Source organism: Amycolatopsis sp. NPDC003731 (genome assembly GCF_053586895.1).
On the sequence record NZ_JBSFNC010000005.1, the window covers coordinates 122,826 to 134,419 of the forward strand.

The 11,594-nt window shown below is 70.9% G+C and carries 12 protein-coding genes and 1 tRNA gene; 11 read left to right on the forward strand and 2 right to left on the reverse strand.

Translation table 11 applies throughout. The annotated features are described in order from the left end of the window. Positions 1-254 precede the first annotated feature (254 nt). The 4 genes from ACWDN5_RS03970 (at position 255) to ACWDN5_RS03985 (ending at position 5,431) form a co-directional block, all read left to right on the forward strand. The gene (locus tag ACWDN5_RS03970) at positions 255-1,046 is read left to right on the forward strand and encodes a hypothetical protein (RefSeq protein WP_449674296.1); all 792 of its coding nucleotides are present in this window, start codon (positions 255-257) and stop codon (positions 1,044-1,046) included. Positions 1,047-1,397: 351 nt separating this feature from the next. After that, the gene (locus tag ACWDN5_RS03975; protein ID WP_449674298.1) at positions 1,398-1,991 is read left to right on the forward strand and encodes a hypothetical protein; all 594 of its coding nucleotides are present in this window, start codon (positions 1,398-1,400) and stop codon (positions 1,989-1,991) included. A 126-nt stretch (positions 1,992-2,117) separates the two neighbouring features. After that, a complete protein-coding gene (locus ACWDN5_RS03980; protein WP_449674300.1) occupies positions 2,118-4,229 on the forward strand; it encodes a bifunctional MFS transporter/dTMP kinase in 2,112 nt (703 codons plus the stop codon). Continuing rightward, on the forward strand, positions 4,226-5,431 hold the full coding sequence (locus ACWDN5_RS03985; protein WP_449674302.1) for a DNA polymerase III subunit delta': 1,206 nt from the start codon (positions 4,226-4,228) through the stop codon (positions 5,429-5,431). The genes ACWDN5_RS03980 and ACWDN5_RS03985 overlap by 4 nt, the downstream gene beginning before the upstream one ends. Positions 5,432-5,485: 54 nt before the next feature. Here the strand turns inward: ACWDN5_RS03985 and ACWDN5_RS03990 are convergent, their stop codons facing one another. Continuing rightward, entirely contained in the window at positions 5,486-7,153 is a 1,668-nt protein-coding gene (locus tag ACWDN5_RS03990; protein WP_449674304.1) for a hypothetical protein, read from the reverse strand. A gap of 134 nt (positions 7,154-7,287) precedes the next feature. Here ACWDN5_RS03990 and ACWDN5_RS03995 point away from each other — a divergent pair. Together ACWDN5_RS03995 and ACWDN5_RS04000 are read left to right on the forward strand one after the other, a co-directional pair. Further along, positions 7,288-7,361 (forward strand) — tRNA-Thr (locus ACWDN5_RS03995). Positions 7,362-7,461: 100 nt separating this feature from the next. Beyond that, positions 7,462-7,755 carry an EthD family reductase gene (locus ACWDN5_RS04000; protein ID WP_449674320.1) on the forward strand — a complete coding sequence of 98 codons (294 nt, stop codon included), beginning with the start codon at positions 7,462-7,464 and terminating at the stop codon, positions 7,753-7,755. A 40-nt stretch (positions 7,756-7,795) separates the two neighbouring features. On the opposite strand, the gene ACWDN5_RS04005 is transcribed toward ACWDN5_RS04000, so the two are convergent. Beyond that, complete coding sequence (locus ACWDN5_RS04005; RefSeq protein ID WP_310969099.1) at positions 7,796-8,251, reverse strand: GreA/GreB family elongation factor; 456 nt, start codon at positions 8,249-8,251, stop codon at positions 7,796-7,798. Positions 8,252-8,375: 124 nt separating this feature from the next. On the opposite strand from ACWDN5_RS04005, the gene ACWDN5_RS04010 reads away from it, so the two are divergent. From ACWDN5_RS04010 to ACWDN5_RS04030, 5 genes are all read left to right on the forward strand, one after another. Continuing rightward, positions 8,376-8,963, forward strand: a complete 588-nt coding sequence (locus tag ACWDN5_RS04010; RefSeq protein WP_310969097.1) for a TetR/AcrR family transcriptional regulator — start codon at positions 8,376-8,378, stop codon at positions 8,961-8,963. Between the two features lie 106 nt (positions 8,964-9,069). Next, positions 9,070-10,275 carry a M14 family metallopeptidase gene (locus tag ACWDN5_RS04015; protein ID WP_449674321.1) on the forward strand — a complete coding sequence of 402 codons (1,206 nt, stop codon included), beginning with the start codon at positions 9,070-9,072 and terminating at the stop codon, positions 10,273-10,275. 86 nt (positions 10,276-10,361) lie between these two features. After that, a complete protein-coding gene (locus ACWDN5_RS04020; RefSeq protein ID WP_449674306.1) occupies positions 10,362-10,886 on the forward strand; it encodes a gamma carbonic anhydrase family protein in 525 nt (174 codons plus the stop codon). 39 nt (positions 10,887-10,925) lie between these two features. After that, positions 10,926-11,348, forward strand: coding sequence for a 50S ribosomal protein L11 (rplK, locus tag ACWDN5_RS04025; RefSeq protein ID WP_449674308.1), 423 nt, complete (start codon positions 10,926-10,928; stop codon positions 11,346-11,348). A gap of 1 nt (position 11,349) precedes the next feature. Next, positions 11,350-11,594: hypothetical protein (locus ACWDN5_RS04030; protein WP_449674310.1), on the forward strand; the 245-nt coding region annotated here is incomplete at its 3' end.

Here is an 11,594-nt window from a genome sequence, read left to right on the forward strand (position 1 = left end):
GGCGGAGCTGAACAGCGGCATCCCAGAGCCCCGCCCCTCAGCCGACCCAAGCCCAACCCCGCCCACCCCAAGCGGCCCGGGCCACCAGGCTGCCGCCGGTGGCACGGGTCGCCAGGTCAGGTCGGCTGGCGGAGGCCGCTCAGGCGGCGTGGCTGGCTCGGCTGACGCACGTCGTTCGGCTGACGCGTATGGCGCGGCCCGCTCACCCGGCTCGGGTGCCAGGCCCGGTCCGGATGCAAGCGAGAGGCGGCGGCATGGCTGAGCGCACAGCGGCCCGGGAGCTGCTCGAGCTGGCGGCCGGCCCGGTGCTGGCGGCAATGCCGGACCGCGAGCCGGTCGACCGGCTCTACAACCCGGACGTCAGCGACCACGACATCCTGGTCCACGGCCCGGTGTCGGACGACCCGGCGGACCTGGTGGCCGAGGTCGAGCGCCACATGGCCTGGGCCGCCTGGATCGACGGCACCCCGTTCGGCGCGAACGGCGAGCTCAACGAGATCGGCTTCGAAGTCGTCTCGCTGATGCTGCGCGGTTCAGTTCGTGCGGCCCTGTGCGGCGTGTTCGACGACGGCCCGGAGACGGCGGACATCCGTTGCTACGCCGACGGTGAGCGCGCCTTCATGATGGGCTCGCTCCCCGGCCGCACGGCGATCCACCTGGCCGACTTCGAGGAACTGCCGGAGATGCTGGTGGCCGAGCTACCGGACGTCCCGTTCGGCGCTTCCCCGCGAGCAATCTGGGTCTCGGTCGACGACGACGGCCTGGTCCACGACGGCCAAGACGACGACGTAGGAGCAATGCGAGAGCTGCTGGTCCGCCCGAGATCGGGAACGGCGGTCCTGGACATGCTGGCCTTCGGAGGCCTGTGCGCAGAGTTCCCGGACCACGGTTTCGTCCTGGTCGACACCGACCTGGGCCGCTTCGCCCTGGCCGCGCTCGACCGAGGAGAGGGCCGCCGCCAGCTCGTCCTGAGCCCCTTCAGCCGCGGCATGCTCCGCGACTGGTGCCGCAAGATGATCGACCTCGGACAGGAGGAGACGTCCTGAACAAAGGCCGCAGGTAAGGCGGGGGCGGAGAACGCCTACCCCGGTCGGCGCGGGCGCGGTGGGCCACACTGGCCCGGCCTGGGAGCGCTTTCCGCCGACCCCGAACTGGCCACCCGAAGGCCAGCCCCTGGCCGCCCCACCCCAACCCGCCACTGTGACCCGTTTCACTACGATCTGTCACCAACAGCGGTCGACCTGGTGACCGTCGGACTGGACACTTCAGGAGGTTCGGGTGCGGGCTTGCGCTGCGTGACCGACCATCCACTGGAGACAGAGCCATTGGGCGGATGCGTTATCCGCCTGCGTCGCTACCCTGGAAAGGCGAGGACATTCAGTAGTGAGGTGGTCACCATGAGCGCGAACGGTGAGGCTCCCTTCTTCAATGCCCCCGAGCTCACTCAGCGCGACGGCACACTGTCCGAAACACCTGGCGAGATGTTCGCGGACCCGGTCTCCGGGCTGGTCACGGCGTCGCCCGAGCCGCGCACCGCGGTCCCGAATGGCCATGAGCCCATCGCCATCCCGGTGGCTGGGCCGGTGCAGCCGGACGAGGAAGCCGTGCGGCGGATGGTCGAGGAGACGCTCCGCGAGGACAAGGCGCCCGAGGCGATCCCGCCGGCCGGGACGTTGAACCAGGGCCAGCCGTTGGGCCTGCTCCCGAGGCAGCGGACGCGGCGGCGCACCTGGCCGACCAGGCCGCCGCAGATCATGCGGCCCGTGCGGCAGGAGCCGCTGGCCGATGAAGACGTCGATGACGTCGAGCTCGTGCCCGTCAAGCGGCGGCGGCTGCCGCGGATGCCCTCGGTGTCGATGCCGGCGTTCAACCGGCCGTCGTCGAGCGCGGCCGGTGTCATGCTCGCCGTCGCCTTGCTGATCGTGTTCGGTTTCGTCGCCATCGAGATGGTTTCGAGCCTGGTCAGCAGCGTGACGGGGCTGTTCGACTAGCGTCCTCGCCCGCCTCGCACCACGGGGCCGTCCCGCGCGCCAGACGCCGATCGGGCTACCCTGGCTTCACGGTCGGGTCCCTCCCGGCACCGCGGTGACTAGTGGGGTGGGCGTATCAGCGAGGGCGTGCGATCGGTACCCGGGGCCGGCCCGGGTGCGTCGTCGGGCGCCGAGGCGTCCACGATCAACCGGGTCCGGCGGGTACTGGCGATCAAACCGTTCCGGCGCCTCTGGGGCGTCACGTACCTGTGCAGCGTGGCCGACTGGCTGAACATCCTGGCCCTCACCGGCCTGGCCACGAAGCTCACCGACAACTACTTCGCGCAGAACTTCGCCTTCGTCGGCGTCGTCCTGACCGGCCTGGCCCCGGGGCTGCTGTTCGCCCCGGTCGGCGGGCTGCTCGCGGACCGGTTCGACCGCCGCAAGGTCATGGTCGTCGCCGACCTGCTGCGGTGCGGCTTCCTGCTGTCCATCGCGATCGTCAGCGCGCCCTGGTGGCTGCTCGCCGGCAACTTCCTCGTCGGCTGCGCCTCCAGCATGTGGATCCCCTCGAAAGAGGCCGCGGTCCCGAACCTGCTCCGCCGGCCCGACCAGGTCGAGACGGCCAACCAGCTCGGCATGGTGATGACCTACGGCCTCGCCGTCATCACCGCGGCCGGCGCGAACGCGGTCATCACCGGCGTCAACACGACGTTCCACCTGTTCCCCGGCGACCCGAGCCTCAACATCGCCAAGCTGGTCGTCATCATCACCGGCCTGCTCTACTTGGCCAGCGCGATCCTCATCGCCACGCGGATCCCCGAACTCTCGCTGCGCAACGTCCACGCGCTGCCGGAGCAGAAGGTCAAGCAGGCCGACGAGGAAAAGCTCGGCATCGGCGCGATGATCGCCGACGGCTTCCGGTTCATCCGCAGCACGCCGCTCGTGCGCGGGCTGCTCGTCGGCGCGTTCGGCGCGTTCGTCGCCGGTGGCGCCGTCATCGGCTCGGCCAAGCCGTACTCCTCCAGCCTGGGGGCCGGTGACTCCGCGTTCAGCCTGCTCGTCCTCGCCGTCTTCCTCGGCCTCGCCACCGGCATGGTCTTCGCGCCCAAGCTCGCCCGCCGGCTCCCGCACGACCGCCTGTTCGGCCTCTCGATCGTCGCGGCCGCGATCTCGCTCGGCTTCGTCGCGCTGTCCCCGCACCTGACCGTCTCGCTGATCGCCGTGGTGCTGGTCGGCGTCTGCGCCGGCACGGCGTTCCTCACCGGCGTGACCATCATCGGCTCGCGCGTCGAGGACGCCATCCGCGGCCGGATCAACGCGATCTACCAGCTGATGATGAAGCTGGTGCTGTTCGGCACCACGGTCACCGTGCCGCTGCTCGTCGGCGCGGTGCAGCGGCACACGATCACCGTTTGGGGCAACCCGCTGACCATCGACGGCACGCGCCCGGTGATGCTCGGCGGCGCCGCGATCGCCCTGGTAGCCGGCCTCTTCGCCTACCGGCAGATGGACGACAAGCGCACCGAGCCGATCCTCGCCGACCTGCGCAACGCGCTGCGCCGCACGCCACGGCGGGTCAACGGCTTCCTCATCGCCGTCGAGGGAACCACCGCGATCAACACCGCGATCCAGGCCGTCAACCTCGCCGACTGGATGCGCGGCGGCACCCGGCCGGTCGTCGTCGCCGCGGATCCGGCGCTCGACGACCAGCGGCTCACCGCGCTCGTCTCCGGCGCCTCGCTCACCGGGGCGCGGGCCCAGGCGCTGGCCGCCGCGGCGGTGCGGGCCGACATCGTGGAGCGGCACGTCCAGCCGGCGCTGGACGCCGGTTCGGTGGTCGTGATGGAGCGGTTCGTCGACTCGCCGCTGGCGCACCTGTCCGCCGTCGCCGGGCTCGACAGCGACGAGCTCGAAGGCCTCGCCGACTGGGCGACCGGCCGCCTGCGCCCGGACCTGACCATCCTCCTGGACGCTGCCCCGACAGGGGCGCCGCGCGACAAGTCGGCCGCGATGAACGACCAGTGGCGCGTCCAGCACCTGCTCACCGAAATGGCCGCGGCCGACCCGGACCGGTACGTCGTGATCGACGCCGACGGCACCGACCTCGAGGTCGCCGAGCGCATCCGCACCGCGCTGCGCGCCGTGTTCGTCGGACGGCTGGCCGCGCTGGCGCCGACGACGGAGAAGCCGGTGACGCTCCCGCTGGAAACCCTGTCCGTCGAGACCCCGGAAGAGCCTCGCGTGGAGGCGAAGTGACGACGACCGAACGCATCGGCGTCTGGAACCAGCTGGTCGGCCAGGAACCCGCGGTCGAAACGCTGAGCGCGGCCGCTTCGGCGGCCGCCAAGATCATCGCCGGCGAACCGGCGCCGCCCGGCGCGATGACGCACGCCTGGCTGCTCACCGGCCCGCCCGGCTCCGGACGCTCGGTGGCCGCGCGGACGTTCGCCGCGGCCCTGCAGTGCAGCACCGGCACCGGCTGCGACGCCTGCCCCGGCTGCCACACGACGATGGCGGGCACGCACGCCGACGTCCGGCTCGTGGTGCCGGAAGGCCTGTCGATCTCGGTCGCCGAGATGCGCGCGCTGGTCCAGGCCGCGGCGCGGCGCCCGACGACCGGCAACTGGCAGGTCGTGATCATCGAGGACGCGGACAGGCTCACCGAAGGCGCGTCGAACGCCCTGCTGAAGGCCGTCGAGGAGCCGCCGGACCGCACGGTGTTCCTGCTCTGCGCGCCGTCGGACCACCCCGAAGACGTCTCGGTGACGATCCGCTCGCGCTGCCGCCTGGTGACGCTCCGGACGCCGCCCCCGGAAGCGATCGCGGACGTGCTGATGCGCCGCGACCACGTCGACGCCGAACGCGCGCAGTGGGCCGCATCCGTGTGCGGCGGCCACGTCGGCCGCGCGCGCCGGCTCGCCACCGACGAGGCCGCGCGGCAGCGCCGGGCCACGGTGCTGCGGATCCCGCTCGGCCTCCGCCGGATGGGCGACGTCTTCACCTGCGCCGACCAGCTGATCAGCGCGGCCGAGGCGGACGCGGGCGAGGCCAGCAAGGCCCGCGACGAGGACGAGCGCAACGAGCTGCGGACAGCGATGGGCGGCGACGGCGTCGGCAAGGGCGTCGCGGGCGCCAAGCGAGCCGCCGAAGCCGCGGTCAAGCAGCTGGAGAAGAAGCAGAAGTCCCGCGCGACCCGCACCCAGCGCGACACGCTCGACCTCGCGCTGGTCGACCTCGCCGGCTTCTACCGCGACGTCCTGGTGACGGCGACCCGCTCCGGCGCGACGCTCAATCACCCGGACCACGCCGACCAGATCCGCGAAGCAGCGTCGGCGTGGACGACGGAGTCGACGTTGCGCCGGCTCGAAGCGGTGCTGGAGTGCCGAGAGGCGATCGAGCTGAACGTGAAGCCGCGCATCGCCGTCGAGGCGATGGTCACGACGCTTCGCCAGGGCTGAACACGAAGGAGCCCCGCCAGGCGTACCTGGCGGGGCTCCTTCACACCCCTCGGGTCACTCGCGCGGACGCGGCGAGGGTTTGAACGGCTTCTCTTCGACGGCCACGGCCAGCGGGCGCCGCCGTCCGCCCGGCATCGCGGCCACCATGACCACGCCGAGCAGCAGCATCGCGGTGCCCGTCCAGAACAGCGGCACGGTGTCGTACGCGCCGCCGGTGTAGGCCAGGTTCTTCACCGGCCCCTTCGGCGCCTCACCACCCGCGGGCGGCGGCGTCGACGCCGTCCCGCAGATCACGCCGCCGGTGGGCGCGTACGCCCGGGCGATCTGCTCGCCGAGCGACAGCTGGGCCAGCGACGACGGCAGGTTCTTCGCCTGGTCGTCGGGCAGCAGGCTCTTGAGCTTGGTCGTCGGCAGCAGCTGCAGGTCGAACATCCGCGCCGACGCGCCCAGCTGGAACCCCTTGAACGGCGTGGTCATGTTCGCCGACTTCTGGTCCAGCCCGGCGATGCTCAACCGCAGCACGCCGAGGTCGAGCACGGTGCCCGCGGTGTTGCCGACCTGCTGGACCGGACCTTCGAGAGGCGCCAGGAGACCGCCGACAACGGGCAGGTCCTTGAGCTTGCCGAACTGGTCGCTCAGCGGCTTCAGCGGCAGCCCGATCGGGATGTCCTTGGTCGGGTGCGCCGCGTCGAGGGTGTAGAGCGTCTTCCCGCCGGCGGCGATGGTCAGCACCGGCGCGGTGTACTCGACCTTGGACGTCTTCGCGTCGCCGGTGGAGGTCACCTTGAGCGTCGGCTGGCTGGCGACCTTGATGCTCAGCGCCAGCGGCGTGCCCTTGAGGATCTCGATGTCCGCGGCCTGCAGCGTCGACGTCGACTGCACGGCCTTGTTCTTCGACCCCGGGATGTCGACCAGCTTCACCTGCGACCGCGACGACAGCGTGTTCGGCAGGCTCAGCAGTGAACCGTTGCCGTCCGCGGCCGTCTGCCCGCCGCCCTGCAGCAGGCCGCCGAGGCTCTGCAGGCCCTTGGTCAGGTCGAACCCGCTCGCCAGCGAGCTCGGGTCGAGCTTCGGCTTCAGCGCGTCCAGGCCGAGGTTCGGCATCGACGGCACGACGTTCAGCAGCGACAGGCTGGCCACCGACGTGCTGGCGTCGGCGATGGTGTCGACGCACGGGCCGAGCGAGTCGCTCCACCGCGCGTGCGCGCTCCCGTTGAGCAGGCCCACGTTGAGCAGCGGGTTCGACGGCGCGTTGAGGCCACCGGTGATCGGCTGCGGGTTGTCGGGCAAGGCGGTCTGCACGACGCTACCCGGCGTCTGCGGCGCGTTCCCGCCGATGGACAGCCCGAACGGCGACGCCTGCGCGATGGCCTTCTCGTAGCTCAGGTAGGCATCCGAGTTCGCCGACGCGCTCGACAGGCCCATCCCCGCCTCGAGCGCGGACTGCTTCGGCAGCGTCTGCCCGAACCCGGGGAGGATGGTGCTGGTCGGCACGGCGTTGGGCAGCAGCCGGATGATCCCGAGAGCGGTCCCGGCATCCCCGACGGCCTGCCCCAGCGGCTGCGGCCCGATCGGCGCGGAGATGGGCGCCTGCCCCGGATGCGCCGGCTGCGGAATCGGCGTCGTCGGATAGGTCGGGTCGGCCATCGCCGGCGCCGCGCTGAGCAGGAGCAACGCAGCAGCCGCCGGCAGGGCCGCCGAGCGGGGCAGTCTTCGCCGCATGTGCCAGAGCCTCCAAGTGGGGTCGGCCGGGGAGTGAGACCGGCGTCATAGGGCCTTAACGACGATCCCCCCGGAAAGTGACGCGCACAGCTTCCGCTACACTTGTCGACGTCGCCAGCGGAAGCCGGAGACACGCCGCCTTAGCTCAGTCGGCCAGAGCGATTCACTCGTAATGAATAGGTCAGGGGTTCGATTCCCCTAGGCGGCTCAGGAAAATCAGGCCCCGTCCGAGACATCTCGGGTGGGGCCTGACTCGTCTGGTGCGGGTCGAAGTGAGCGGCCGCTGGATGGAGGTTCTCTTGCACAAGATGGTGGTCCTGTATCCCGAACCCGCCGATCCCGCGCACTTCCGCGAGTACTACGTGACCCACCACCTGCCGCTGGTCGCTCAGATGCCCGGGCTGCTCGCGTGGCGGTACAGCTTCGACGTGGCCGCGACGCAGGGGCCGTCTCCGTACTTCGCGATCTTCGAAGCCGACTTCGCCGATGCCGCGGCGATGACCGCCGCGAGGGAGTCTCCGCAAGGCCTGCGGGTCGCCGCCGATGTGGCCAACTACGCCACCGGCGGTGCCGTCGTCCTCCACTACCCGGTGCAGGCCTGAGGCCGTCCGAAGGGCCCAGGCCCTTCGGACGGCGACCTGCCTACTTCGGCGGGGTCAGCTTCACCACCGTGGCCGTGGCGTCGCCGCGGGGGGTTCGATAGGTGATCTCGTCGCCCGCTTTGGCGCCGACCAGGGCCAGACCCAGGGGGCTGTCCGAGGTGATCGCGTCCGCGTCCTCGCCCGGGACCGTCACCACCTGGAACGTCTCTTCGTCTCCGTCGGAGAAGCGCAAGGAGACGACCGTGCCGTCCGGGAGCTGGCTGTTGCCGTAGCCGCCGTGCTCCATCTTGGCCGCCAGGTCGGCGATCTGGCGGTCGAGGCGGGCCGCGGCCTCCGCCCGGTCGATCACGTCCGCCTGGTCCGCCGCGTCCCCGGTGCGTTCCTGCTCGCCGGGTTGCGGCGCGAGGGCTTCCCGCTGCGCGCGCAAGTTCGCGATTTCCTTCTCCAGCTGGCTGCGCGCAGCCGGGCTGAGCCCCTTGTCCCCTGAGATCACCATGCCGGGCATTGTCCGCTGCGCGGACCGGGGTGGCCAATCCGGTTTTTCACCCGAAAGCCACCCACAGGACGTCTGCCCTAGGGTTTGGGGTCCGGCGTCCAGGAAGAAGGTAACGAGAATCACCGTGAGCGCAGTCCCCGGCCGCAGCGAGCAGCTCTCGCCGAACCAGCTGGCCAAGCAGGAACAGATCGTCGAAGCCGCCCGCATCGTGCTCGCCCGCGACGGGCTCGCCGGGTGCACCGTCCGGGCCATCGCCGACGCCGGCCCGCTCACCAAGAGCGCGATCCACTACTACTTCGCCGACATCGACGTCCTCATCGATCGGGCGATGGCGGCGCACATCACCGCCTTCGCCGCGGGCCTGCGCGAGGTCGCCGCGAAGCACGACGAACCCCGCGAGCGGCTCTTCGCCGTCCTCGAGGAGTACCTGAGCGTCTTCGCCGCGAACCCGAACGCCGCCTTCCTCTGGTTCGAGTACTGGATCGCCGCCGGACGCGCGCAGCACCCGCAGGCCATCGACGTCATGCTGACCTCGCTCACCGAGCTGCTCGCCGAGCTCCTCGCCCCGCTCGACGTCGACGACCCGCGCGCCCGGGCCCGCGCGCTCCTGTCGTACCTGCTGGGCACGGTCGTCCAGCAGCGGGTGCGCCCGCGGCCGTTCGCCACGCTGCGTGCCGACATCGAGGCGCTCTGCTTCGCGAACTACGGGTAGAAACCGCCAATAGATCCGTACTGCTCCGGATTGTGCGCTACGTCCGGCTCCCGCCAAGGTCGAGGAACCCCCGAGAGCAGGAGACGTGATGCGCACACGAACGTGCATGGCAGCGGCCGCGGCCGCCCTCTTGGTGCTCACCACCGGCGGCCAGGCCGGGGCCGCCCAGCCCGACGGCCCGCAGGTGTACGAGGTGACCGGTGCCGCCACCGCCCAGCAGCGCACTGCAATAGCGCGGACCGGCGCGGACATCCTCGACGCCGAGGGCGCGACGACCACCGTCATCGCCAACCCCGGCGAAGCGGCCCAGCTGCGCGCGCAGGGCTTCGGTGTCAAGGCGCTCGGCAAGGTCAACCGGCCGCAGGGGACCGCGGCCGTCCTGGACTTCCCGGCCGGCTACACCGGCTACCACACCTACGCGGAAACGCAGACCGAGCTGCAGAAAGCCGTCGCGAACTACCCGTCGCTGACCAAGCTCGGCAGCGCCGGGAACTCGTACGAAGGCCGTGCCCTGTCGCTCATCAAGATCAGCGACAACGCCGCCACCGATGAGAACGAGCCCGAGGTCCTCTTCACCTGCAACCAGCACGCGCGCGAGCACCTCACCACCGAGATGTGCCTCCACATCGTCGACCGCCTGACCAGCGGGTACGCCACCAACAGCGCGATCAAGCGGCTGGTCGACAGCACCGAGATCTGGGTGCTCCCCAGCGTCAACCCGGACGGCTCCGAGTACGACATCTCCGGCGGCACGTTCCACAGCTGGCGCAAGAACCGCCAGGGCCCCGGCACCGACACCAACCGCAACTGGGGCTACAAGTGGGGTTGCTGCGGCGGCTCGTCGGGCCAGACGTCCAGTGAGACCTACCGCGGCACGGCGGCGTTCTCCGCACCCGAGACCCGCGCGGTCTCGAACTGGGTGAACTCGCGGGTCGTCGGCGGCGTCCAGCAGATCAAGACGCACATCGACTTCCACACCTACTCCGAGCTGGTGCTCTGGCCGTTCGGCTACACCTACGCCGACACCGCGCCCGGCCTGACCGCGGCGGAGGCGCAGAAGTTCCAGTCGCTCGGCCGGCAGATGGCCGCGACCAACGGCTACACGCCGGAGCAGTCCAGCGACCTCTACATCACCGACGGCAGCGTCAACGACTGGATGTGGGCGACGCACAAGATCTGGAGCTTCACCTTCGAGATGTACCCGAAGGGCAGCAGCCCGGGCTTCTACCCGCGCGACACCCAGATCGGCCCGCAGACCACGCGCAACGACCAGGCCGTGGACATCCTGATCAACGCCGCGATCACCGGCTGACCCCCAGCAGCCCCGGCCGCGGCCTGCGAACGGCCCCCTTCCCCGCTCGGCCGGGGAAGGGGGCCCGCGCGGTCTAGGGTGCGGGCATGCCTCTGTTCTCGTTCGAAGGGCGCAGCCCGCAGGTCCACCCGGACGCCTGGATCGCCCCCACCGCCACCCTCATCGGCGACGTCGTCGTCGAGAAGGACGCCTCCGTCTGGTACGGCGCCGTCCTGCGCGCCGACTTCGGCAAGATCGTCGTCCGGGAGGGCGCGAACATCCAGGACAACTCGGTCGTGCACGTCAACGTCGGCAAGGTCTGCGAGATCGGCCGGAACGTCACCGTCGGCCACCAGTGCCTGGTGCACGACTGCATGGTCGGCGAGCAGGCGCTGATCGGGAACGGCTCGACCGTGCTGGACGACGCCAAGATCGGCGAGCGGACGCTGGTCGCGGCCGGGGCCACCGTGACGCCGGGTACCGAGGTGCCGTCCGAGGTGGTCGCGATGGGCAGCCCGGCGAAGAAGTTCGTCCCGCTGACCGACTCCGCGCGGCTGTGGGTCGAGCACAACGCGGCCGTCTACCAGGACCTGGCGAAGCGGCACAAGGCCGGCGTCGAGGCACTGGATTGAAGTTGACCCTCCAGTAACTGGAGACTCTAGCTTCGGGGCATGGCTCCGAAGAAACTCACCCACCAGGTCACCCTCGAGCTCACCGCGGGCAACGCCCCGGTCGTCGACCTCGGCAAGATGCTGGGGCAGACCGGGATCAACCTCGTCGAGGTCAAGAAGGCCTACGACGCGGCCACGGCGGGCCAGCGCGGCGACATCGTGCCGGTGGTCGTCTCGGTGTTCGAGGACCACTCCTTCGCGCTCCGGCTCAAGACGCCCCCGACGTCGTTCCTCATCAAGAAGGCGTTGGGGGACAAGGGTTCGTCGCGGCCCGGGCACGAGGTCGCCGGGAAGCTGACCACGCAGCAGCTGCGCGAGATCGCCGAGCGCAAGCTGCCGGACCTCAACACCTCCGACGTCGAGGCGGCGATGCGCACGATCGCCGGCACCGCCCGGTCCATGGGCGTCGTGGTCGTCGGCTGAGGTGCGCAAGCACGCGGTCGTGCCGCCGTTCCACGCGCTCGACCCCGAGCTCGGGGTCGCGGAACGGTTGCTGCGCCAGGGAAATCCGCAGCTGTGCGGCATCGCCGCGCAGCTGCCCGACGAACCCGCGGCCGCGCGCCGCCTCAACGCCGTGCTGGCGGAGGCCGGGTTGGCCACGCCGCTTCGGCCATCGTCGGACCTACGTGCACCGTCACTATCGCCCGGCGCGGGTGACCAGCCGGGTTT

What these genes read in the sequence shown, in the direction of transcription:
- ACWDN5_RS03970 (WP_449674296.1), top strand. Translation starts at nt 255, where the DNA reads ATGGCTGAGCGCACAGCGGCCCGGGAGCTGCTCGAGCTGGCGGCCGGC.
- ACWDN5_RS03975 (WP_449674298.1), top strand. Translation starts at nt 1,398, where the DNA reads ATGAGCGCGAACGGTGAGGCTCCCTTCTTCAATGCCCCCGAGCTCACT.
- ACWDN5_RS03990 (WP_449674304.1), bottom strand. Translation starts at nt 7,153, where the DNA reads ATGCGGCGAAGACTGCCCCGCTCGGCGGCCCTGCCGGCGGCTGCTGCG.
- ACWDN5_RS04000 (WP_449674320.1), top strand. Translation starts at nt 7,462, where the DNA reads ATGGTGGTCCTGTATCCCGAACCCGCCGATCCCGCGCACTTCCGCGAG.
- ACWDN5_RS04005 (WP_310969099.1), bottom strand. Translation starts at nt 8,251, where the DNA reads ATGGTGATCTCAGGGGACAAGGGGCTCAGCCCGGCTGCGCGCAGCCAG.
- ACWDN5_RS04015 (WP_449674321.1), top strand. Translation starts at nt 9,070, where the DNA reads ATGGCAGCGGCCGCGGCCGCCCTCTTGGTGCTCACCACCGGCGGCCAG.
- ACWDN5_RS04020 (WP_449674306.1), top strand. Translation starts at nt 10,362, where the DNA reads ATGCCTCTGTTCTCGTTCGAAGGGCGCAGCCCGCAGGTCCACCCGGAC.
- rplK (WP_449674308.1), top strand. Translation starts at nt 10,926, where the DNA reads ATGGCTCCGAAGAAACTCACCCACCAGGTCACCCTCGAGCTCACCGCG.